At 45.8% G+C, this 22,653-nt stretch carries 20 protein-coding genes and 1 tRNA gene; 13 read left to right on the top strand and 8 right to left on the bottom strand.

What is annotated here, in order from left to right:
* Positions 1 to 77: 77 nt before the first annotated feature.
* Positions 78 to 153 (bottom strand) — tRNA-Gly (locus tag AACT19_RS20975).
* A 179-nt stretch (positions 154 to 332) separates the two neighbouring features.
* Positions 333 to 878 (bottom strand): oligoribonuclease, encoded by a 546-nt coding sequence (gene orn / locus AACT19_RS20980; RefSeq protein ID WP_004733351.1) that lies wholly within the window; start codon positions 876 to 878, stop codon positions 333 to 335.
* A 149-nt stretch (positions 879 to 1,027) separates the two neighbouring features.
* On the opposite strand from orn, the gene rsgA reads away from it, so the two are divergent.
* The 5 genes from rsgA (at position 1,028) to AACT19_RS21005 (ending at position 8,054) form a co-directional block, all read left to right on the top strand.
* Positions 1,028 to 2,083: a small ribosomal subunit biogenesis GTPase RsgA gene (rsgA, locus tag AACT19_RS20985; protein WP_004733350.1), complete on the top strand. Its 1,056-nt coding sequence runs from the start codon at positions 1,028 to 1,030 to the stop codon at positions 2,081 to 2,083.
* A gap of 125 nt (positions 2,084 to 2,208) precedes the next feature.
* Positions 2,209 to 3,135, top strand: coding sequence for an archaetidylserine decarboxylase (gene asd / locus AACT19_RS20990; protein WP_076648624.1), 927 nt, complete (start codon positions 2,209 to 2,211; stop codon positions 3,133 to 3,135).
* Positions 3,136 to 3,432: 297 nt separating this feature from the next.
* Positions 3,433 to 4,848, top strand: a complete 1,416-nt coding sequence (locus AACT19_RS20995) for an SLC13 family permease (RefSeq protein ID WP_076648626.1) — start codon at positions 3,433 to 3,435, stop codon at positions 4,846 to 4,848.
* A 277-nt stretch (positions 4,849 to 5,125) separates the two neighbouring features.
* Complete coding sequence (locus AACT19_RS21000; RefSeq protein WP_076648628.1) at positions 5,126 to 7,006, top strand: methyl-accepting chemotaxis protein; 1,881 nt, start codon at positions 5,126 to 5,128, stop codon at positions 7,004 to 7,006.
* A gap of 160 nt (positions 7,007 to 7,166) precedes the next feature.
* Positions 7,167 to 8,054 (top strand): DMT family transporter, encoded by an 888-nt coding sequence (locus AACT19_RS21005; protein ID WP_016799445.1) that lies wholly within the window; start codon positions 7,167 to 7,169, stop codon positions 8,052 to 8,054.
* 145 nt (positions 8,055 to 8,199) lie between these two features.
* Here the strand turns inward: AACT19_RS21005 and epmA are convergent, their stop codons facing one another.
* Positions 8,200 to 9,171: an elongation factor P--(R)-beta-lysine ligase gene (gene epmA / locus AACT19_RS21010; protein WP_076648630.1), complete on the bottom strand. Its 972-nt coding sequence runs from the start codon at positions 9,169 to 9,171 to the stop codon at positions 8,200 to 8,202.
* Between the two features lie 451 nt (positions 9,172 to 9,622).
* On the opposite strand from epmA, the gene frdA reads away from it, so the two are divergent.
* From frdA to frdD, 4 genes are read left to right on the top strand one after another with little or no spacing between them, the layout of a single operon-like run.
* Entirely contained in the window at positions 9,623 to 11,446 is a 1,824-nt protein-coding gene (gene frdA, locus AACT19_RS21015) for a fumarate reductase (quinol) flavoprotein subunit (RefSeq protein ID WP_004733344.1), read from the top strand.
* Complete coding sequence (locus AACT19_RS21020) at positions 11,446 to 12,210, top strand: succinate dehydrogenase/fumarate reductase iron-sulfur subunit (RefSeq protein ID WP_076648632.1); 765 nt, start codon at positions 11,446 to 11,448, stop codon at positions 12,208 to 12,210. The genes frdA and AACT19_RS21020 overlap by 1 nt, the downstream gene beginning before the upstream one ends.
* Position 12,211: 1 nt before the next feature.
* Complete coding sequence (gene frdC / locus AACT19_RS21025; protein ID WP_017097244.1) at positions 12,212 to 12,595, top strand: fumarate reductase subunit FrdC; 384 nt, start codon at positions 12,212 to 12,214, stop codon at positions 12,593 to 12,595.
* A gap of 12 nt (positions 12,596 to 12,607) precedes the next feature.
* The gene (gene frdD, locus AACT19_RS21030) at positions 12,608 to 12,994 is read left to right on the top strand and encodes a fumarate reductase subunit FrdD (RefSeq protein ID WP_076648634.1); all 387 of its coding nucleotides are present in this window, start codon (positions 12,608 to 12,610) and stop codon (positions 12,992 to 12,994) included.
* Positions 12,995 to 13,274: 280 nt separating this feature from the next.
* On the opposite strand, the gene efp is transcribed toward frdD, so the two are convergent.
* Positions 13,275 to 13,841 (bottom strand): elongation factor P, encoded by a 567-nt coding sequence (gene efp / locus AACT19_RS21035; protein WP_076648636.1) that lies wholly within the window; start codon positions 13,839 to 13,841, stop codon positions 13,275 to 13,277.
* A gap of 33 nt (positions 13,842 to 13,874) precedes the next feature.
* On the opposite strand from efp, the gene epmB reads away from it, so the two are divergent.
* The 3 genes from epmB (at position 13,875) to AACT19_RS21050 (ending at position 16,023) form a co-directional block, all read left to right on the top strand.
* The gene (epmB, locus tag AACT19_RS21040) at positions 13,875 to 14,897 is read left to right on the top strand and encodes an EF-P beta-lysylation protein EpmB (protein ID WP_076648638.1); all 1,023 of its coding nucleotides are present in this window, start codon (positions 13,875 to 13,877) and stop codon (positions 14,895 to 14,897) included.
* A 13-nt stretch (positions 14,898 to 14,910) separates the two neighbouring features.
* Positions 14,911 to 15,429, top strand: a complete 519-nt coding sequence (locus AACT19_RS21045; RefSeq protein ID WP_076648640.1) for a prepilin-type N-terminal cleavage/methylation domain-containing protein — start codon at positions 14,911 to 14,913, stop codon at positions 15,427 to 15,429.
* Between the two features lie 105 nt (positions 15,430 to 15,534).
* Positions 15,535 to 16,023 carry an MgtC/SapB family protein gene (locus tag AACT19_RS21050; protein ID WP_004733333.1) on the top strand — a complete coding sequence of 163 codons (489 nt, stop codon included), beginning with the start codon at positions 15,535 to 15,537 and terminating at the stop codon, positions 16,021 to 16,023.
* A 95-nt stretch (positions 16,024 to 16,118) separates the two neighbouring features.
* Here AACT19_RS21050 and AACT19_RS21055 read toward each other — a convergent pair whose 3' ends face one another.
* From AACT19_RS21055 to AACT19_RS21070, 4 genes are all read right to left on the bottom strand, one after another.
* Positions 16,119 to 17,597 carry a sensor domain-containing diguanylate cyclase gene (locus tag AACT19_RS21055; RefSeq protein ID WP_017095430.1) on the bottom strand — a complete coding sequence of 493 codons (1,479 nt, stop codon included), beginning with the start codon at positions 17,595 to 17,597 and terminating at the stop codon, positions 16,119 to 16,121.
* Positions 17,598 to 17,849: 252 nt separating this feature from the next.
* Positions 17,850 to 18,407, bottom strand: coding sequence for a VC2662 family protein (locus AACT19_RS21060; RefSeq protein ID WP_004733330.1), 558 nt, complete (start codon positions 18,405 to 18,407; stop codon positions 17,850 to 17,852).
* Between the two features lie 273 nt (positions 18,408 to 18,680).
* Positions 18,681 to 20,327: a chaperonin GroEL gene (gene groL / locus AACT19_RS21065; RefSeq protein WP_065606565.1), complete on the bottom strand. Its 1,647-nt coding sequence runs from the start codon at positions 20,325 to 20,327 to the stop codon at positions 18,681 to 18,683.
* A 51-nt stretch (positions 20,328 to 20,378) separates the two neighbouring features.
* Entirely contained in the window at positions 20,379 to 20,669 is a 291-nt protein-coding gene (locus AACT19_RS21070) for a co-chaperone GroES (protein ID WP_004733324.1), read from the bottom strand.
* A 455-nt stretch (positions 20,670 to 21,124) separates the two neighbouring features.
* Between AACT19_RS21070 and AACT19_RS21075 the strand changes: the two genes are divergently transcribed.
* Complete coding sequence (locus AACT19_RS21075; protein ID WP_065606567.1) at positions 21,125 to 22,468, top strand: MATE family efflux transporter; 1,344 nt, start codon at positions 21,125 to 21,127, stop codon at positions 22,466 to 22,468.
* Positions 22,469 to 22,653 lie beyond the last annotated feature (185 nt).

The following is a 22,653-nucleotide window of genomic DNA, read 5'->3' on the forward strand; positions in this document are numbered from 1 at the left end:
CATCCCGCGTCCGGATGCATTGTTTAAGTACAATGAAACTTGACCATCTTCTTCAGTGCAAAGCACAAGAGAGAATTTGGAGCGATACATCGGGTTCGAACCGATGACCTCAACCTTGGCAAGGTTGCGCTCTACCAACTGAGCTAGTATCGCAATCTGAAACGTCTTTCGTCGTTCAGGGCTGCGAATTATAAGAGCATTTTTTTGTGATGCAAGTCCTTAATGCAAAATTACGAAAGTTTTTACTCAACTGCTGTAAAAGCACGCAGATTTGCAAAAAAATCAGCTCTTATGTCCCTGAAAAGTTAGATAAACGTGATCATTTGATCTGATTAGATGTTAATAATCGTTTTTCGGTAGTACTGCAGTTCAGCGATCGACTCACGAATATCATCCAATGCAAGGTGACTTCCCGACTTTGAAAAACCATCGAGTACTTCGGGTTTCCAGCGACGAGTCAGCTCTTTCAGGGTACTTACATCGACATAACGGTAATGGAAGTACTCTTCCAACTCTGGCATGTGTTTGTATAAGAAACGGCGATCTTGGCCAATGCTGTTACCACAAATCGGTGATTTGCCTTTTGGTACCCACTTCTCAAGAAACTCAATCGTTTGTTGAATAGCCTCTTGCTCTGAAACCGTGCTTTCTTGAATTCGTTTCACTAGGCCGCTGCCGGTGTGGGTGGTTGTACACCACTCGTCCATCTTGTCCAATTCACTCTGAGGTTGGTGAATAGCCAAAACAGGTCCTTCAGCCAGGATGTTAAGCTCACTATCAGTAACGATAGTAGCAATTTCAATGATTTTATGAGTTTCAGGATCAAGTCCTGTCATCTCTAGATCAACCCAAATAAGGTTCTGATCGCTAAAGGACATAAGGCGTCGCCTATTTGTTTATGTATAAAAGAGGTACTATACCCAAATAACTATACTCAAACTAGCTTTAGGGCCATCGAAATCAATGGTACCAACAACATTCCGTTTGAGTCCTCAATCATCAAGTTAGATGTGTTAAGTGAAAAATTGTGGCTAAAAAAAAGAAGTTAACCAAAGGTCAAGTGCGTCGTGTACGTAGCAACCAGAACAAGCGACTCAAGAAAGAAGATTCTATCCAGTGGGATGAGAACATGCTTGGCGGAACAAAAAGCGGACTCGTAATTACGCGCTTTGGCCAACATGCCGATATCGAAGATCTTGAAACCAACGAAGTTCACCGTTGTAACTTACGCCGCAGTATTGAAACGTTAGTTTCTGGAGACAAAGTCATTTGGCGCGCAGGACTTGAATCAATGGCCGGCATCTCTGGTGTTGTAGAAGCCGTTGAGCCAAGAACGTCAATGCTAACTCGCCCTGATTACTATGACGGCCTAAAACCGGTTGCCGCAAACGTAGACCAAATGGTTATCGTTTCAGCTGTACTGCCGGAGCTATCACTTAATATCATCGACCGTTACTTGATCGCCTCTGAAACGGTGAATATTGCCCCTTTAGTTGTGCTCAATAAAGTCGACTTGCTGACAGAACAACAAATTAGCGAATACCGCGAAACGCTGAAAATATACGAGAAAATCGGCTATAAAGTCATGTTCGTCAGTAAAGAGTCGGGTTACGGCATCAAAGAGTTGGAAGCCGAACTGAAAGATCGTATCAACATTTTCGTTGGTCAATCTGGCGTAGGTAAATCCAGCGTAGTGAATGCACTCATGCCAACATTAGACATTGAAGAAGGCGCGGTTTCTGAAAACTCAGGACTGGGTCAACACACTACGACTGCAGCGCGTTTGTATCACTTCCCTTCTGGTGGTGATCTTATCGATTCCCCAGGGGTACGTGAATTCGGCCTATGGCATTTAGAACCCGATGAAGTCACTGATGCTTTCATTGAATTCAAACCATACCTGGGTGGTTGTAAATTCCGTGACTGTAAACACAATGACGATCCTGGATGTCTTCTACGTGAAGCCGTTGAAGACGGTAAAATTAGCCGCTTACGTTTTGCTAGCTACCATCGCATTATTGAAACAATGGCTGACAACAAAGATAACCGTCAGTACTCACGAAGCAAGAAAGCCGATCTCTAATCGCGTTTTTGTGAACAAATGTGTGCATTTACTGACAATTGGCGCGAATTTAAGTAACATCTCGCGCCCTAAACCGTCATCGACAGATTTAATTGAAAAACAATTAGCATTGGAAAATTAATACAATGGATAAGATTAAAGTTGGATTGCAGTACTGGATCCCACAGCATGGGCTAACTCGCCTAGTCGGTAAACTGGCGTCTGCTAAAGCGGGTGGCTTAACGACAGCGATCATCAACTGGTTCATCAAGCAATACAAAGTAAACATGGATGAAGCTCTGCATAGCGATCCAAAACACTTTAAAACATTCAATGAATTCTTCGTACGTGAATTGAAAGAAGGCATGCGCCCTATCGCAGAAGGTGACTCTGTTATTGTTCACCCTGCTGATGCACGTGTAAGCCAGTTTGGCCCAATTACTGACGGTCAACTGATTCAAGCTAAAAACCATAACTACTCAGCTCGTGAGCTATTGGGTGGTGATGCTGCTCTAGCGGATGAATTTAAAGACGGCGAGTTCGCAACGCTTTACTTGTCGCCAAGTGATTACCATCGCGTGCACATGCCATGTGACGGCACACTGCGTCAGATGATCTACGTTCCGGGTGACCTTTTCTCAGTTAACCCGTTAACGGCAGAGAACGTTCCAAACCTATTCGCACGTAACGAGCGTGTGGTTTGTATCTTTGATACTGAGTTTGGCCCAATGGCACAAGTGCTGGTTGGCGCAACTATCGTTGGCAGCATCGAGCAAGTATGGGCTGGCACCATTACTCCACCTCGTGGTAACTCAGTTTACAAATGGGATTACCCTGCACAAGGTGATACAGCCGTCGTCTTGAAGAAAGGCGAAGAGATGGGCCGCTTTAAGCTTGGTTCAACGGTTATCAACCTGTTCGCTAAAGACGCAATCAAGTTTGACGAAACGATGCAAAATGGTGAGAAAACCGTTCTAGGCACCCCTTTCGCGCATATTGCGGGCAAAGACGCTGAAGTAAATGAAGAGACTGCTGAAACTGTTGATTCAACAGAGAACACAGACCAAGTCTAACTCTCTGAGTTAACTTAGTAAGCTTTAAGGGCGCGTTAGTTTTCTATTTTTAGAGAATAACGCGCCTTTTTCTTATCTAGTTCGAGACATTTCCCTTCAAGATTTCAACAAATCTAACTACCGATAACCTTATTCTCAACGAGCAGTACGTCGAATTACCAAGAAAAAAGATTGACCAAAAACAAAACAACTGTCGAAACCTTAAACAACTTTCCGATTTTACAACCCGTCTCCAAGTACCAAAAATCCAGATAACTTACTCTATTTGAAGATATTTTATTCATAGGGTCTTTGTACATGCCTAAACTCAATGTTGGCGTTCTGGCCAAGCTGTTGATTTGTTTTGCGATTCCCTTGGGCGTGTTATTCATGCCGATAGATTCAATACCAATCGATGATCTCACGCTGATTCAACACCGCTTGTTGGCAATATTCTTGTTGGCCGCTTTACTGTGGGTGCTTGAACCTGTTCCGGTATTCGCCACTTCCATTTTGATCATAGCACTTGAACTGGTGATGATTTCCGACAAAGGCTTACACCTATTTAGAAACCCACCAGCAGGACACGATCTCGGTGAGTTAATCAAATATACCGACATATTCGGTGCATTTTCGTCACCAATCATCATCCTCTTCATGGGTGGTTTCGCTCTCGCGATATCGGCATCTAAGTACGAACTCGACAACAACTTAGCGCGAGTATTACTCAAACCATTTGGTACAGAACCGCGCTTCATTATGCTCGGCTTAATGCTGATCACCGCCGTGTTCTCAATGTTCATGTCAAATACCGCCACAACGGTAATGATGCTCGCTCTGCTAGGCCCAATCGTGGCGTCAGCACCAAAAGGCGACATGGGGATCAAGGCGTTGGTGTTGTGTATTCCAATTGCTGCTAACACCGGTGGTATCGCGACACCAATCGGTACACCGCCCAATGCCATCGCACTGCAATACCTTACGGGTGAGAACAGTATCGATTTCCTTAGCTGGATGATGATGGGCTTACCCTTTGTGATCATCCAACTCACCATCGCTTGGTTTCTTCTACAAAAACTCTTCCCTTCTACGGAAAGAAACATGGTGCTCAAGCTTGATGGCCAATTTAGAAAAAGCTGGCGTGCGATTGTGGTTTACATCACCTTCGCTGCGACAATCTTATTGTGGATGACCACCAAACTGCACGGCATGAACACTTATGTGGTCTCGATCATTCCATTGGCGGTGTTCACTCTCACCGGCATCATGGGCAAAGAAGAGCTCAAGCTGATTAACTGGGATGTATTGTGGCTAGTAGCCGGTGGTATTGCGATTGGTATAGGACTCGATAAAACAGGCTTAGCCGTGGCACTCGCACACGCGATTGATTATGAGTCGCTCTCACCAACGGCGGTAGTGCTAACGTTATCAATCGTATGTTGGTTAATGGCGAACTTCATGTCAAACACCGCAACGGCCAACTTACTGATGCCGATCGCCGCTGCGATTGGTGCATCAATGGAAAGCTTGGTTGCGATAGGAGGCCTGCAAGGACTACTGGTTGTGGTCGCCTTCTCTGCATCGCTAGGTATGATTTTACCCGTATCGACACCACCAAACTCGTTGGCCTACTCGACCGGGCTTATCGAAAGTAAAGACATGGCGAAGATGGGGATTATCTTAGGGATTGTCGGTTTGCTGATGGTCTACCTCGCACTGTTTATTATCACCTAGCACGTTAATTTATTATCACCTAACACGTTAGCTTTTCACTACAACCCTCCAGATAGCAATCGTGATTTCGCTATCTGGAGGGTTTATCAGTTTTTAATCGATAGATAATTGTGATTCTACTTCACGGTTTATTAAAAATAACGACAAGTCATTTTAAATTTTTGATTTTAAACACATTTACCAACATCAAGACAACGGCACTATACACGCATCAGAGACACACCAATTCACCATCAAGTACGTAATTAGGTTTTTGTCTAATAGAGAGGAATAGACCTTGAGACATACTATTAAGTTTAAAATTCAGATCGCGATTGCGGTCATTATCGCCGTCGTGAGTGGCGCTCAAGCCTGGATATCAGTTAATCAGCTGACTCAAGAAACCGAGGTCGCGATTAACCAAGAAATGAAAAATGTCAGTGTTGGCACCACCAATTACATTGCCGATTGGCTCTCAATCCGCAGTGATATGATGCTTGCCAATGAATCGACTATTTCAAGTAGTAGCAACTCTGATCGCGAGTTATTGATCACCAAGCAAGCCGGACAATTCTTGTCTGTTTATGCAGGATTCAGCGATGGCACGATCGCCTATGGCGACAAAGGTGAAGATTGGCCAGCAGGCTACGACCCGCGCACTCGCCCTTGGTATAAAGATGCCAACGCAACATCAGATCTCATCATTACCGAGCCTTATCAAGACTTTGACGGCAGCATTGTCATCAGCTTTGCGAAAGCATTCAGTGGCGATAGACAAGGTGTTCTCGCGGCCGATCTAACCGTAACTAGCATTATTGATACCGTGCTCAATGTAAAACTGGATAACGATGGCTTTGCGTTTTTAGTCGACGGCAATAACAACATTGTGGCCTACAGTGATGAAGAACTGAGTCAAAAACCACTGACCAGTTTGAATCCAGAACTCACAACCAACAAGGTGTCACAACTGCTCCAAGACCAGATGATCACCACTCTCACTTGGCCGGGTCAAGGCGATAAGCTGGTCTATATTGCCAATGTCCCGAACACCGATTGGTCGTTAGGTATCGTTATCGATAAAGACATGGCGTTTTCTGCAGTATCCGATGCCATTCAATTCATCACGCTGACCTCTTTGGTGTTGTACATCATCATTTCAATTGCGAGCACAATGGTGATCAACCGCCTACTTTCTCCATTACAAACCTTGTCTGAAGCCTTAACTCAGCTCGCTCAAGGCAGAGGTGACCTCACTCAGCGCATTGATATCACACGTATGGATGAGATTGGCAAACTTGCCGAGCTCGTGAACCAGTTCTTAAGCCAGATGCAAAGCATGTTGAAGGGCGTAATAGAGCACAGCCACGATCTCAACAACCATGCAGAGAAAGCCAATCAACTGGCGACCCAATCTTCGATTAGCGTTGAGAATCAACAAAACGATATCAACCAAATTGCGACCGCGATTCATGAGATGTCCGCCACCGCAGCCGAAGTGGCTAGCCATGCCGAATTAACGGCATCCGCTTCTCAAGCATCCGCTACCGCTTGTAACGAAGGCCAAGAGGTCATCCAACAAAACCGCGATGCGATTACTGGCTTGGCGACTCAAGTTGAAGACGCCGCCAATGTGATTCGTGAATTAGAGAGCAATGCTCAAAGCATCAACCAGATCCTATCCACCATTCAAGGCATTGCCGAACAGACCAACCTGTTGGCATTGAATGCGGCGATTGAAGCCGCTCGTGCGGGTGAACAAGGTCGTGGGTTTGCGGTTGTGGCCGATGAAGTTCGAGTGCTCAGCCAAAGAACGCATGGCTCGACCGAAGAAATCCGCGTGATGATTGATACGCTGCAGAAAAATACCGAACATGCTGTTGAAAGCATGACCACCAGCACTCAACTGGCAGAGAACAGTGTTGGCTTCGCAGAACAAGCCCATGGCAGCCTGACTAAAATCACGCAAGCGATCACGGAAATCAACGATATGGCGCTGCAAATCGCAAGTGCTGCAGAGGAGCAACGCGCGGTGAGCGAGGACATCAGCCGCAATACGCAAGGGATCAAAGACGCCTCAGACGATTTGGCACAACAAGCAGAAAGCAGTCGCAATAGCTCAAATGAAATGAGCAGCGCTGCTGAGTCGATGCGCCAAGACGTGGAGCGCTTTAAGGTATAGCGCGCCTCAAGCAAAGTAAGTGAACCACACCAGCAAGCGACAGCTGACATAAACTAATAACTGAAACAAAGTCGTTCTTTCATAAGAATCACTTTGTTCTCAGTTCGGTTTGATGCATATTGATGAGCTAATTTATCCCAGACACAAGGATGTTATTCAGATGGGATTCGAATGGTTAGCTCTAGCTGCCGCTTTTCTTTGGGCGATTGCGAGCCTAATGTCAGTAAAGCCTGCTCAACACTTAGGCTCTTTCGCCTATAGCCGCTGGCGAATGGGTTGTACCGCTATCATCTTATCGAGCATGGCTTGGTTTACTGGCGGTTGGTCAAGTGTGGAAGCTGACTTAGTCACGCCGATGATGCTGTCTGGACTAATTGGCATCTTCATTGGTGATACCGCCCTATTTGCTTGTTTGAACCGAATGGGACCGCGCCAAGCGGGTTTGCTGTTCTCTTGTCACGCCGTGTTCTCGGCGATTCTTGGTTACTTCCTGTTTAGCGAAAGCATGACTTCGGTGGAGCTGATTGGCTCGGCATTGGTGTTTAGTGGTGTATTAACCGCAATCTTCTTTGGTCGTCGTGGCCAAGCGAACAACCAACTCGAAACCATTAAGGGCACGGTGTGGATTGGTGTGGCGTTGGGAATCACCGCCGCGATCTGCCAAGCATTGGGCGGCATTATTGCCAAACCCGTGATGCAAACCAGTATCGACCCAATAGCCGCCTCTGCTATTCGAATGATCACCGCTTTTGTTGCTCACTCACTGTTTCGCTTAACGGGCGCCAAACTTTCACGCGCACTTAACCCAATGAATAAGCAGATATTCGCGATTACCGCGGTTAACGGGTTTTTGGCAATGGCTGTAGGAATGACGCTGATCTTGTACGCGTTGCAGGAAGGCAATGTCGGCATGGTCGCTCTGTTATCTTCAACCACGCCCATCATGTTGTTACCGATACTCTGGTTGTACACCAAACAGAGGCCAAATGCCTACGCTTGGATAGGTGCCATTGTTGCCGTGGTGGGTACTGGGATTCTGGTTAGCTAGTGGCACCGGAATTCTGGTCAAATAGTTGTACAGGTATTTTGGTCGGCTAATGAAGCTGATTGGAAACGGATTGGAAGCTGAGAGTTAATAGCTAACCGTTAATAGCTAAGGACTATTAACTCTCAATAAAAACAAAAGCAAAAAGCTAAGAGCGTGGGAACGGAAAAGCCGTCACATCATCGATGTGGTCGTAGCCGAGCGCCAGCATGATCAGACGATCGATACCTAGAGCAACACCCGCACAGTCTGGTAAGCCCGCTTTTAATGCCTCAATCAAGTGATGGTCAATCGGTTGAGGCGATAAGCCCATCTCAATGCGTTTGACATTATCACCTTCAAAGCGCTGAAGTTGTTCTTGTGGTTTATCGAGTTCATGGAAGCCGTTTGCCAATTCAATCCCTTTGAAGTACACCTCAAAGCGATCCGCCACTCGTGGATCATTCGGGTTAATCTTGGCTAACGCCGCTTGTGATGCTGGGAAGTCATAAACAAACGCAGGTACTTGCTGCCCTATCTTAGCTTCAACCCCAATACTAAATAGCAGCTGCAATAAGGTGTCGCGGTCTTCTTCTGGATCTGCAATGTCGCTGAGTCCTAGTTTCGCCGCAGCTTGCTTTAGCGTATCCATCGAATCCTCCAACGGACACACACCTAACACATCAATAAAGGCTTGTTGGTAAGTCATTCGCTGTGCTGAGCCCGACTTTAAGACCTGCTGTAACAGCAGATCCATTTCATCCATCAAGTCATGATGATCAAAACCAACGCGATACCACTCCAACATAGTGAACTCAGGGTTGTGATAACGGCCATTTTCTTCGTTACGAAAAGACTTACAAATTTGGTAGATACAGCCACTACCCGCCGCTAACAGTCGTTTCATATGAAACTCTGGGCTCGTCATAAAGAACAGTGGCTGGCCGTGCGCATAACCCGGCCCTACGAATTCAGTTTTGAACGTATGCAAATGCACATCCGTCACCGTGGCGTGACTCATCGCAGGCGTATCCACTTCCATCACGTTTCGCTCTGTAAAGAACTGGCGAATTTGATTAAGGATATCAGCACGTTGCTTTAATTGCTTAATGGTTGCGGCGGGTTGCCATGTAGAGTGCATTATTAAGTTCCATATCACTGAATTCTAGGCGACGAAAATTACCACCTTTCGTCTCTTTTGTAAGCTTCTATCTGTCTATTGATGAGAGCAAAATGTTGTTTTAATGAAGCCAGAAAATTACGTTCTACAATACAATTATCAATACAGCTTTCACATCAACATTGATAACGAAAATCATACTCAACAAGCCGTTAACACCCGTCCTGTGGGTTAATCGTTATCAACAATTCATTGCCGTGATTGCAGTCACATAACCTATAATTTCTATGCCTCCATATGCATTACCGACCTAAAAACCCAAATGCATCAATTTTTGAAATGCGTTCCTCTCTTACACTGAACCTACCACTTAAGGCTTAGGGGTGCTAAATGGTTCCTACGATTTAGAGCCTCCTAAATAAGCTTTTTATAATAACAAGCGGAATACTCCGCATCACACTGGAGAATAACTGTGAAGACAATTACCACAGATATCGCAGTCATCGGCGCAGGCGGCGCTGGTCTTCGTACAGCTATCGCTGCGGCTGAAGCTAATCCTGAATTGGAAGTAGCACTGATTTCTAAAGTTTACCCAATGCGTTCGCACACGGTAGCAGCAGAAGGCGGTTCAGCAGCAGTAATTAAAGACGAAGATAGCCTAGATAACCACTTCAACGATACTGTTGGCGGTGGCGACTGGCTATGTGAACAGGATGTTGTTGAATACTTTGTTGAAAACTCGACTCGCGAAATGATCCAAATGGAACAATGGGGCTGCCCATGGAGTCGTAAAGAAAACGGTGAAGTAAACGTACGCCGATTCGGCGGTATGAAAGTAGAGAGAACGTGGTTCGCAGCGGATAAAACCGGCTTCCACATGCTTCATACTCTGTTCCAGACTTCGATGAAGTACGACACAATCAAACGATTTGATGAGTACTTTGTGGTGGATTTGATCGTTGAAGATGGCGAAGTACAAGGCCTAATCGCGATTCATATGTCTGAAGGTGAGCTTGTTACGATCAAAGCGAAATCTGTTGTATTAGCAACAGGTGGCGCAGGTCGTGTTTACCACTGCAATACCAACGGCGGCATCGTGACTGGCGACGGTATGGCAATGGCTTATCGCCACGGTGTTCCACTGCGTGATATGGAGTTCGTTCAATACCACCCAACAGGCCTACCGGGTACTGGCATCTTGATGACCGAAGGTTGTCGTGGTGAAGGCGGTATCATCGTCAACAAAAACGGCTACCGTTACCTGCAAGATTACGGCATGGGCCCTGAAACTCCAGTGGGCGAGCCGAAAAACAAATACATGGAACTGGGTCCTCGTGACAAAGTTTCTCAAGCATTCTGGCATGAACAGCAGAAAGGCAACACCATCAAGCACCCACTTGGTGATGTCGTACACCTTGACCTTCGCCACCTTGGTGAAGAGTACCTGCAAGAGCGTCTTCCGTTCATCTGTGAGCTTGCAAAAGCGTACGTAAACGTAGACCCAGCAAAAGAGCCAATCCCAATTCGCCCTACCGTTCACTACACCATGGGTGGTATTGAAACTAACGGTACCTGTGAAACTCGCATTAAAGGCCTATTCGCCGTTGGTGAATGTGCTTCAGTTGGCCTACACGGTGCAAACCGCCTAGGGTCTAACTCTCTGGCTGAGTTCGTAGTATTTGGCCGCGTAGCCGGTGAACAAGCCGTGAAACGTGCCGCTGAATTCAAAGGCTGGAACGAAGAAGCTATCACTAAGCAAATCAAAGCGGTTGAAGATCGCATCGCAGGCATCTTGGCTCAAGAAGGCGATGAGAACTGGGCTGACATCCGTACTGAAATGGGTCACACCATGGAAGCGGGTTGTGGTATCTACCGTCAAGAAGACTTGATGCAAGAAACCATCGACAAAATCACTGAACTGAAAGCGCGCTACAAAAAGATCAGCATTAAAGACAAAGGCAAAGTGTTCAACACTGACCTACTTTACGCTATCGAAGTGGGTTACGGCCTTGAAGTTGCAGAAGCGATGGTTCACTCAGCGATCCTTCGTAAAGAGTCTCGCGGTGCACACCAACGTCTAGACGACAACTGCACAGAACGTGATGACGTAAACTTCCTGAAACACTCTCTGTCTTTCTACAACGAAGATGCAGCACCAACCATCGACTACAGCGGCGTTAAGATTACTAAATCTCAACCTAAAGCTCGTCTATACGGTGAAGCAGCCGAGAAAGCCGCTGCCGCTGAAAAAGCAGCAGAAGAGAATGCGAAGAAGAGCGAAGAGGAGCAAGCATAATGTCAGCGAATCGAATCCAAAAAATTGAAATCCTGCGTTATGACCCTGAGCACGATGCAGAACCTCACTTTCAAACCTTTGAAGTTCCGTTTGATGAAACTATGTCAGTACTTGATGCGATTGGTTACATCAAAGATAACCTAGATAAAGACCTGTCTTACCGTTGGTCTTGTCGTATGGCGATTTGTGGTTCTTGCGGCATCATGGTTAATGGCGTGCCAAAACTGGCATGTAAAAGCTTCTTACGTGACTACCCGAATGGCTTCAAGATTGAGCCTTTGGCTAACTTCCCAATCGAGAAAGATTTGATTGTCGACATGACGCCGTTCATCGAGCGCCTTGAAGCAATCAAACCTTACATCATTGGTAACGACCGTAAGCCAGAAGACGGCACTAACATCCAAACTCCAGAGCAAATGGCGAAATACAAACAGTTCGCTGGCTGCATCAACTGTGGTTTGTGTTACGCAGCGTGTCCTCAATTTGGTCTAAACCCTGAGTTCATCGGCCCTGCGGCACTTGCTCTTGCTCACCGCTACAACCTAGATAGCCGTGACAATGGTAAAGCTGAACGTATGAAGCTTATCAATGGCGACAATGGCGCTTGGGGCTGTACGTTTGTAGGTTACTGTTCTGACGTATGTCCGAAGAAAGTAGACCCAGCGGCTGCAGTAAACCAAGGTAAAGTTGAGTCTTCAATGGACTTCGTTATCTCGATGTTCAAACCTGATGGCGAACCGGTTAAAGCGACGGAGGAAGCGTAATATGAGCAATCGTAAACCTTATGTTCGTGAAATGAAGAGAACGTGGTGGAGCAACCATCCGTTCTACCGTTTCTACATGCTACGTGAAGCGACTGTACTGCCTTTGATTCTATTCACTCTGTTCCTAACCTTCGGTTTGGGTTCGCTAGTGAAAGGGCCTGAAGCGTGGGAAGGTTGGTTGAGCTTTATGGCTAACCCTATCGTTGTTGGTATCAACATCGTGGCACTGCTAGGCAGCTTACTGCACGCTCAGACCTTCTTCAGCATGATGCCTCAAGTAATGCCAATCCGCCTTAAAGGCAAATTGGTAGATAAAAGAATCATCGTACTGACCCAGTGGGCAGCGGTGGCATTTATTTCTTTAATCGTTCTCATGGTGGTGTAAGGAGCTTTCGTTATGAACAAAAATTACAAAGTGAAACCTGTTAACCACGATCCTAAGCGATCTGATGAACCAATCTGGTGGGGCCTATTCGGCGCTGGCGGTACTTGGTTCGCGATGATCACACCAATCACGATTTTAGTGCTGGGTATCTTAGTGCCAATGGGCATTATCGATGCGGATGCAATGAGCTACGAGCGTGTTTCTGAATTCGCCACCAGCATTATCGGTGCGCTATTCATCATCGGTACGCTAGCACTGCCAATGTGGCACGCAATGCACCGTCTTCACCACGGCATGCACGACCTTAAGTTCCACGTCGGCGTTGCAGGTAAAGTGGGCTGCTACTTCGTTGCAGGCCTAATCAGTGCACTGTCTGTTATCTTCATCTTCATGATCTAACAGTTAAGAGCAGATTCGGGATTCGAGTAATCGAGATTCGAAAAGCTTAAGAGCGAAAAGACTAAAGCAGAACAGGAATTTCTTGTTCTGCTTTTTTGTTGCTTGTCGAATCCCACACACCTAGCTCACTCGCTCTTGATCTTCAAGCTCTTCGTATCTCGCATCTCGGTTACTCGAATCTGCTCTTCTGCTTTTCCTGAACGCCAGATACAAAAAAGGCCGCTATAAGCGACCTTTTCTATTTCACTGAGCCACCCCAAATAGGGTGGACACAATCAAATTATTTTACACGACCAACGTATTCGCCAGTACGAGTATCAACTTTAACAACTTCACCGATAGCGATGAATAGAGGTACACGAACAACCGCGCCTGTTGCTAGAGTTGCAGGTTTACCACCCGTACCCTGTGTATCGCCTTTCAGGCCAGGATCAGTTTCAGTTACTGGGATCTCAACAAAGTTTGGCGGAGTAACAGTGATAGGGTTATCATTCCACAACGTTAGAGTACAAACGTCATTTTCAACTAACCATTTTGCTGAGTCAGCGACTGCTTTTACGTCTGCTGCGATTTGCTCAAATGTTTCGTTGTTCATGAAGTGGTAGAATTCTCCATCGTTGTATAGGTAGCCTAATTCAACGTCAATAACATCTGCAAGCTCGAAGCTTTCGCCTGACTTGAATGTTTTCTCTAACACTTTGCCTGACAGCAGTTTACGAAGTTTTACACGGTTAAACGCTTGGCCTTTACCTGGCTTAACGTATTCATTGTCGATAATTGCGCAAGGCTCATTATCTAACATGAATTTTAAACCGCCTTTGAATTCATTGGTGCTTACTGACGCCATGATTTTCTCTTCCACATCTTTGAGTTAATTTCAATGCCGCATATCATAACCCGAAAAGTCGAATCTGTTGAGCAAAACTGGCTCAAACAACTATCGAATGCGATCTCTGACCCGTCAAAACTGCTTGAGGCATTGGAAATAGACCCAACACCGTGGCAAGCAGGCTTTGCTGCTCGTGAGTTATTTGCACTTCGGGTACCCCTTAGCTTTGTCGAACGAATGGAAAAAGGCAACCCACACGACCCTCTATTGCGTCAGGTGTTACCACTCAACGAAGAGTTCGAGGTTCATCAAGGCTATTCAGCCGATCCACTAGAAGAGCAAGAAAACGCGATTCCAGGACTGCTGCACAAATACAAAAATCGTGCACTGATGATTGTAAAAGGAGGCTGCGCCATAAACTGCCGCTACTGCTTCCGCCGTCACTTCCCTTATCAAGATAACAAGGGTTCTAAGTCTGTGTGGCAAACCAGCCTCGACTATGTAGCCGCTCATCTAGAGATCAACGAAGTGATCTTATCCGGTGGCGACCCTTTGATGGCCAAAGACAGCGAACTCGAATGGCTGATCAATACCATCGAACAGATTCCGCATGTGAAAACCGTTCGAATTCATAGCCGATTACCGGTTGTAATCCCAGCTCGAGTGACGGATGAGCTGTGCCAATTGTTAGCTCAAACTCGCCTCAATGTGGTGATGGTCAGCCATATTAATCATGCCAACGAGATTAACTTAGAGCTCAAGCAAGCCTTTCATAAGCTAAAGCAAACTGGGGCCACTCTGCTCAATCAAGGCGTGATGCTAAAAGGTGTAAATAACAGCGCTAACTCATTGAAAGAATTAAGCGAAAAGCTATTCGACGCCGGTGTTTTACCTTACTATATGCATGTACTTGATAAAGTTCAGGGCGCCGCTCATTTCTATATTTCTGATGAAGAAGCCAAGCGTCACTTTAAGGGATTAATCTCTGAGGTTTCTGGCTACCTCGTGCCTAAGTTAACTCGTGAAATTGGCGGACGCAGCAGCAAGACGCCACTCGATCTACATATTGAATAAAGAAGTTGCCGAAATGAAGACGTATCCGAAAAACAAGCTATCCTCGAACAGAGGTTTTACTATGATCGAATTGGTCATCGTAATTGTTATTTTAGGCATTATTTCAGTGACTGCAGCGTCGAAATTTCTCAATCTACAGAGTGATGCTCGAATTTCAGCCCTTCAAGGTTTGAGAGGCGGTATGCAAAGTGCTGCTGACATGGTTTACCCGATTGCAATTCAGCAAGGTTTAGAAAAGTTAAGCGCTGCTAAAATTACAATCGAAGGTGACAACATAGAACTTGCATATGGGTACCCAGCGGCAGACTCAGCAAATGCTTGGAGTCTGTTGATTGAAAGTACTTTCGCAGATTCCATATTTAATGCGAATGATCCTGCTGAATGGTATTTCCATAATACTTCTAAAGAAATACCATGGATTCGTTTCATGACCAAAAGTAAGAAGAAATCTTCGGAAGACTGCTTCTTACTTTACAACGAAGCAACCTCTTCCTCTGCACCTAGCTTTGAATTAACGACAAACGGCTGCTAGCTTTTAAGTCACCTCTATCAGTCGTTAAGACAAAAATTTTTTGTTCGATCGTCCGGTCTATTATTAGCATACTCGGCTCTATTCTAAATTCTTAGGAGGGGTGATATGTCACAATTTATAGAACAAACTCTCAACCTTGCCCCCTTTAGCTGGGCAGGCCTCGCAGCATGCATGTTATGCGGTTCTTTAATCGGAATCGAAAGGCAAACACGCGGTAAACCCGTCGGAATCCGAACATCGATTCTGATCATCAGTGGTACCTATTTCTTTCTCACCATGGCGATTAGCCTATCCCCCAACACGCTCGATCAAGCTCGTGTGCTTGGCCAGATCATTACGGGTGTTGGATTCCTTGGTGCAGGGGTCATGATGACATTGGATGGCAAGATTCATGGCGTGACTTCAGCTGCGATTATCTGGGTACTCGCTGCATTAGGCATGATGATTGCCTTAGGGCATCTCTCTCAGTCTGTCATCATCACGCTAATGGCGCTGGTTATCCTGCTTGGCGTCGACAAAGTGGAAAATAGCTTCCAGAGCCTACGCCGTGGTGTGCATCAGAAGTGGATGCGAAAAGGTCGCGTGAAGAAGTAGCCTCTCACCTTGAATGAAATCTACTAGACACAATTCCTTAGAGACAAAAAAGAAGCCTAGTCAAACGACTAGGCTTTGAGTTTTTACGAAAGCGCTTAATACACCTGAATACACACCTGGTTCTTACCAGCAGCCTTGGCCTTATAGAGCTGCTCATCAGACGAACGAATACTCTGGTTTTCCCACAAGTGCCCGACACTGTCGAACTTATACAGAGAGTAGAGCGTCGCGCCACCAGACACTGAGATATTCACCTTGTCACCTGTTGGGCATCGATAACTCTGTAGGCTAATGTCGTTTTGAATTCGTTCAAAGATCGATGAAAGCAGCTCTGAGGATTCACCCGTGATCGCGACAACAAACTCTTCACCACCAAACCGTGCCACGATATCTTGCTGCCTAACGCTGTTCAGCATCAACTGAGCAACATGGCAAATCACCTCGTCCCCCGTTTTGTGGCCATACTGATCATTAACCACTTTGAAATCATCGATATCAAACACACCAACACCAATAATCGGCTGTTCATCCTGAGCCAGTAATCGAGCTTCAAAGCCACGTCGATTCAGTAAGCCCGTTAATGGATCGCGCATTGCTAGGTCATTCAAACGCTGGTGTTCTTGTCTTGTATAAAAACGCCATAGCCATAAAACCGAGAGTAAATACAAAACCAACAGTATCGAAAGCTGAATCTTCTCCATCGCCAATACATGCAGAAAGTGCTCTATCTTATCTTCTTCAATGCTCAGGTATAGCTGGGTGTTAATGTCATCAACATAGAGAGGCTTGGAATAGGTAAAGTCCATAAACCCGTACTTGTTTGCGCCTCGAGTACTGGTGACTTTATAACCATGGGTAGGGTTCGATACGAGGTTAGAGACATAGCCATCGACACCCAATACCCCTTTAAACTCACCATTAACGTAGATCCCTTTGGTTAAGGTCACCACTTTCTTACCTGTTAAGTAATCATCGTATTGGCCGGTATACACTACCTGATCTTGCCCCTGAGCTAAGCCAAAGCGAATCGTATTAATCCAATATGGTCGGCTATTTACGACAGAGTCGAACGTATCGCCTTTCATATATTGGGCAATATCGGAGGGGGAAGAGATAATAAACTTCTCTTTCGAAATAAAGTAGATCGCAGAGATGGTCTCTATGGTATTGGCAAAGTAAGCCATGGTCGGCGCGATGAACAAGCGCTTACCCGCCTCGGTATAAAGGTCCGATTTCGGGTCGCACATCTCGCGAGGGCCAGAGAACATAAAGTCAAAGCGAGGGGCATGTTGCTCTTCACTGGTGAAATAGCACGTTTCATCTTCGATCTTTTTCTCATGCGAGAATACGTAGGTGTCACCATGCAGTGGGTAGAGCGCAGTGATGTTGTACTCAAGCGCATTAATGATCTGTGTGAGCTCCGCTAAAGAGCGTGTCACGCCTTGGTTTTCGATTCCATACTGTTTATCTGATTCTTCCGCTGAATCAACGAGCAACAAGCTCAAAACTACTAAAAAACTGGCGGTTAGACTTAAAAAAGCCTTTTTAAAATCGACGGTATGGGGATTAATCAAAGCATATAAATCATCGTTGGGAATTTATCGCACATTGTACTTATAAATCAGAACATCGCAACAACAAATATAAAACAGAATGCTTATTGGATAGTTGGAGAAGTTTATCGTAGACGTAGAATTGAATGTAATAACGCCTAAACAGTGGTTTAGGCGTTGATATACTTAGTCTTTAATCGCGTATGCGTAACTAAAAAGCGAATTCGCTAACTAAAAGTCGCCAATAGTAGAACCAAAGGCTAAACGACCGCTTTATTTAGCAAAGTTTACAATCGGGAAGCACGGGAAGAAACCGTTATCAGCACAGTTAATCAAGCCAATTTGCACGCCTTCGATTTTGTTGGTTTTGTTGAAGATACCAACCTGAACCGTCGACACTTCTGAAAGGTTCGCAGCACCCACATCAACCATAGTGTTACCTTCTGAGTAGTTGACGAAGCTCACGTTCGCGCCTTTCACATCATTGGTGATGTTCACTGCACCCAAGTTCAAACCTGTTGTTTTTCCTGGGTTCCAGTTGAATATACCCAAAGAAGCACCGGTCATTTCTTGGTTTACTTTATGCGCACCAAAAATACCCAGGTTCACACCCGTCGTGGTTTGTGTTTCTGACATACCCACAACCGCAAGGTCGACACCTTTAACGTCGTTCACTTGTCCGTGAAGCAAAGCCAAGCGTACACCACCAACCGCATCAGAATCCGGAGCATTGAAGCCGTTGATCGTTGAAAACATAACAGGCGAAGAAGCAAATGCCGCCGGTGCCATTACTGCTGCAGACACAGCAAGTACTGAAAGTAATTTTTTCATTGGGGAGTCTCCACTGACTTATTGTTGACTTGATTAATCCATTTTCAATCAAGCATTTATTATCCATTATTCAACAGCTATCCATGTTAGATCAATGTCATAACTGTACTGTTGAATATAAGACGCAAAATCATAAAGAGCAATGGAAAAGCAGATCAAAGGAAGATGCGGGATGCGAGTAAACGAGATGCGAAGAGCAAAAAAAAACGGAGACCGAAGTCTCCGTTTTCTAAAGCTTATGTATGGCTTTCTCTGTTACGAGAAAGGGGATGATTACATCATGCCGCCCATGCCACCCATACCGCCCATGCCACCCATATCAGGCATTGCAGGGCCAGAATCTTGTGGCTTGTCAGTGATCATAGCTTCTGTTGTGATCATAAGACCAGCAACTGATGCTGCGAACTGAAGTGCAGAACGAGTTACCTTAGTTGGATCTAGGATACCCATAGCAATCATGTCGCCGTATTCGCCAGTAGCCGCGTTGTAACCGTAGTTACCTTCGCCAGCACGAACATTGTTAGCAACAACAGATTCTTCATCACCAGCATTGGTCGTGATTTGACGGATAGGCGCTTCCATTGCACGTAGTGCAACGCGGATACCTACGTTTTGCTCTTCGTTGTCGCCTTCAAGGCCAGCAACTTTAGACGCAGCGCGGATAAGTGCAACACCACCACCAGCAACCACACCTTCTTCAACAGCAGCGCGAGTTGCGTGAAGTGCATCTTCTACGCGGTCTTTCTTCTCTTTCATCTCAACTTCAGTCGCAGCGCCAACTTTGATTACTGCAACACCGCCAGCTAGTTTAGCTACACGCTCTTGAAGTTTTTCTTTGTCGTAGTCAGACGTTGCATCTTCGATTTGTTGACGAATTTGAGAAACACGACCTTTGATCATCACTTCATCACCCGCACCATCGATGATGGTTGAGTTTTCTTTAGTGATCGTAATGCGCTTAGCTTGACCTAGGTCTTCTAGCGTTACTTTCTCAAGGTCTAGGCCGATCTCTTCAGAGATAACCGTGCCGCCCGTTAGGATAGCGATGTCTTGCAGCATAGATTTACGACGGTCGCCGAAACCAGGAGCTTTAACAGCCGCTACTTTAACGATGCCACGCATGTTGTTCACAACAAGAGTTGCTAGCGCTTCGCCTTCTACATCTTCAGCGATGATAAGAAGTGGACGAGATGCCTTAGCAACCGCTTCTAGAGTCGGAAGAAGTTCACGAATGTTAGACACTTTCTTGTCGATAAGAAGAATGAACGGGCTATCTAGATCAACAGAACCGGCTTCTTGGTTGTTGATGAAGTAAGGAGATAGGTAACCGCGGTCGAATTGCATACCTTCAACTACGTCTAGCTCGTCTTGTAGAGCCTGACCTTCTTCAACCGTGATAACGCCATCACGACCTACTTTTTCCATCGCTTCAGCAATGATGTTACCTACTGTCGAATCAGAGTTCGCAGAGATAGTACCGACTTGCGCGATAGCTTTCGTGTCTGAACAAGGAACAGAAAGGTTCTTCAGCTCTTCAACAGCCGCGATAACCGCTTTGTCGATACCGCGCTTAAGATCCATTGGGTTCATGCCAGCAGCAACCGCTTTTAGGCCTTCAGCGATAATAGACTGAGCCAATACTGTTGCTGTTGTTGTTCCGTCGCCCGCCGCGTCATTCGCTTGCGAAGCCACTTCTTTAACCATTTGTGCGCCCATGTTTTGGAACTTGTCTTCAAGTTCGATTTCACGTGCAACTGAAACACCATCTTTAGTGATTGTTGGTGCGCCAAATGATTTGTCTAGAACAACGTTACGGCCTTTAGGACCTAGCGTTACTTTTACTGCGTCAGCCAGAACGTTTACACCTTCTAGCATTTTAATACGTGCGTCGTTACCAAATTTAACGTCTTTAGCAGCCATCTTAATTTCCTTTAAAATTCTTTATTAAATCAGTTCAATGTGTGGCGCGGATTACTCAACGATCGCCATGATGTCGTTTTCAGACATGATCAGAACTTCTTTGCCGTCGATCTTTTCAGTTTTAGTGCCGTAGCCTTCAGAAAAGATAACAGTATCGCCAACTTTAACGTCCAATGGTTGTACTGAACCATTTTCTAAAATGCGGCCTTTGCCAACAGCTAGAATAGTACCGCGCGTTGATTTTTCAGCGGCAGAACCAGTTAGAACGATGCCACCAGCAGATTTAGATTCAACTTCTTGGCGCTCAACGATAACTCGGTCGTGTAGAGGACGGATATTCATCGGTCGGATCTCCTGATAATTTCCATTTAATTTGATAGTTGCCACGATTGGCATGGGGTTACCCAATATGTTGGGGCGATGTGGAAGAACCCAAGGGGGAAAAGATAAAAATTGTGATCTAAGGGGCAGATATGGGATGCGAGTAAACGAGATGCGAAGAGCTTAAAGATAAGAGCAGATGCGGGTAAACGAGTAGCGAAGAGCTTAAAGGCAGATACGGGATGCGGGTAAACGAGTAACGAAGAGCGGAAGACAAGAGAATTGCCTTCTTGGTTTTTGCCTTTCGCATCTCGAATCCCGTTACCCTCATCTAACTCTTTGTATCTGCTCTTCAAGCTCTTCGCATCCCGAATCTCGTTTACTCGTATCTGCTCTTTCACATCCCGCATCTGCTTTTCTTCCCTTCCCGCCCGCATCTGTTTATCCTACGCTTTTGGTTTCTATCGGCGTTTTACATGCAAGATAAGCACGGGCTATTAACCGCCCCAATTGAGAGTACATTGCGTACCATGACCATACCGACCATATTCGGTATGGTGTCGATCTTGATGTTTAACCTCGTCGATACCTTCTTTATATCATTACTGGGTACACAAGCCCTTGCAGCGGTGAGCTTTACCTTCCCAATCACCTTTGCGATTAACTGCATCACCATGGGGATAGGTATAGGCCTTTCGACGTGTATTGGGCGGTTGCTTGGCCAAGGCTGCGCGCAAAATGCGGCGAGATTTACCTGCCATGGATTATTACTCGCACTACTTCTGGTCTGTTGCGCTTCCGCCGTTGGCATTATCTCACTCGAACCTTTATTTACCTTGTTGGGTGCCGAAGCGGAGTTACTGCCTCTCATTTCTGAGTACATGCTGATCTGGTATGTCACCATTCCCCTATTAGTGATCCCAATGGCAGGCAACAGTGCCATTCGTGCCAGTGGCGATACCAAAACGCCCGCTAAAATCATGATGTTGGCAGGGTTAATCAACGGCGTTCTCGACCCTTTGCTCATTTTTGGATACGGCCCCTTCCCTGAATTAGGGATTCAAGGTGCTGCAATTGCCAGTGGTTTCAGTTGGTTTGGCGCTCTGTGTTGCTCGCTGTACATATTGATTAAACGAGAGAAGCTTCTGGCTTTACCCAACATCAAAAGCATCCTTAGCGATTGGCATCAAATACTCACCATCGGCACTCCTGCTGCGCTGTCCAATGCACTTAATCCATTAGCGGGTGCCATCATAATGATGATGTTGGCCAAACAAGGAACCGAAGCCGTTGCTGCTTATGGTGCTGCCCAGCGTATTGAATCCATTCTGATCATTGTGTTGATGTCTCTGACCTCTGCCCTTACGCCTTTCATGGCGCAGAACTTTGGCGCAAACAACCCTCAACGCAGTTTTAAGGCACTATTTCTAAGCATGCGTTTTGCTGTGATGTTCCAAGGTTTGATTTTCTTAATGATGGTGCCGCTAAGCATTCCTTTGGCCGCCCTGTTCTCTCAAGAAGAATCCGTACGAGGCATTTTGTGGCATTACCTGTTAGTTGTACCCTTTAGCTATGGCTTCCAAGGCATTGTGATGATGCTGATCAGCGGCATGAATGCCATGCATCAACCACTTAAAGCCTTCCAATGGAGCTTCATGCGTTTGTTTGTGTTTACCTTGCCATTCGCGTGGATAGGCAGCCAAATTGATGGTGTCGAAGGGTTGTTTATCGGTTTAGCCTTGGGGAACATCATGGGTGGTATTTCAGGGTATTGCTTTGCGCTTCGTGTTAGGGGGAAAGCAGATGCGGGATGCGAGTAATCGAGATGCGAAGAGCCTAAAAAAGCAGATGAGAGATGCGGGTAAGCGAGATGCGAAAAGATATAAGAGCAGATGCGAGATTCGGGTAACCGAGATGCGAAAAGATATAAGAGCAGATGCGAGATTCGAGTAACCGAGATGCGAAAAGATATAAGAGCAGATGAGAGATTCGAGTAACCGGGATG

Origin of the sequence: Vibrio sp. 10N.222.47.A9, from assembly GCF_963872585.1 — a bacterium.
Lineage (GTDB): Bacteria > Pseudomonadota > Gammaproteobacteria > Enterobacterales > Vibrionaceae > Vibrio > Vibrio splendidus.

Excerpts from the sequence above, each read along its gene's own strand:
- orn (WP_004733351.1), bottom strand. The coding sequence starts at position 878 with ATGTCCTTTAGCGATCAGAACCTTATTTGGGTTGATCTAGAGATGACA.
- asd (WP_076648624.1), top strand. The coding sequence starts at position 2,209 with ATGGATAAGATTAAAGTTGGATTGCAGTACTGGATCCCACAGCATGGG.
- AACT19_RS20995 (WP_076648626.1), top strand. The coding sequence starts at position 3,433 with ATGCCTAAACTCAATGTTGGCGTTCTGGCCAAGCTGTTGATTTGTTTT.
- AACT19_RS21005 (WP_016799445.1), top strand. The coding sequence starts at position 7,167 with ATGGGATTCGAATGGTTAGCTCTAGCTGCCGCTTTTCTTTGGGCGATT.
- epmA (WP_076648630.1), bottom strand. The coding sequence starts at position 9,171 with ATGCACTCTACATGGCAACCCGCCGCAACCATTAAGCAATTAAAGCAA.
- AACT19_RS21020 (WP_076648632.1), top strand. The coding sequence starts at position 11,446 with ATGTCAGCGAATCGAATCCAAAAAATTGAAATCCTGCGTTATGACCCT.
- frdC (WP_017097244.1), top strand. The coding sequence starts at position 12,212 with ATGAGCAATCGTAAACCTTATGTTCGTGAAATGAAGAGAACGTGGTGG.
- frdD (WP_076648634.1), top strand. The coding sequence starts at position 12,608 with ATGAACAAAAATTACAAAGTGAAACCTGTTAACCACGATCCTAAGCGA.
- efp (WP_076648636.1), bottom strand. The coding sequence starts at position 13,841 with ATGGCGTCAGTAAGCACCAATGAATTCAAAGGCGGTTTAAAATTCATG.
- epmB (WP_076648638.1), top strand. The coding sequence starts at position 13,875 with ATGCCGCATATCATAACCCGAAAAGTCGAATCTGTTGAGCAAAACTGG.
- AACT19_RS21045 (WP_076648640.1), top strand. The coding sequence starts at position 14,911 with ATGAAGACGTATCCGAAAAACAAGCTATCCTCGAACAGAGGTTTTACT.
- AACT19_RS21050 (WP_004733333.1), top strand. The coding sequence starts at position 15,535 with ATGTCACAATTTATAGAACAAACTCTCAACCTTGCCCCCTTTAGCTGG.
- AACT19_RS21060 (WP_004733330.1), bottom strand. The coding sequence starts at position 18,407 with ATGAAAAAATTACTTTCAGTACTTGCTGTGTCTGCAGCAGTAATGGCA.
- groL (WP_065606565.1), bottom strand. The coding sequence starts at position 20,327 with ATGGCTGCTAAAGACGTTAAATTTGGTAACGACGCACGTATTAAAATG.
- AACT19_RS21070 (WP_004733324.1), bottom strand. The coding sequence starts at position 20,669 with ATGAATATCCGTCCTCTACACGACCGAGTTATCGTTGAGCGCCAAGAA.
- AACT19_RS21075 (WP_065606567.1), top strand. The coding sequence starts at position 21,125 with ATGCAAGATAAGCACGGGCTATTAACCGCCCCAATTGAGAGTACATTG.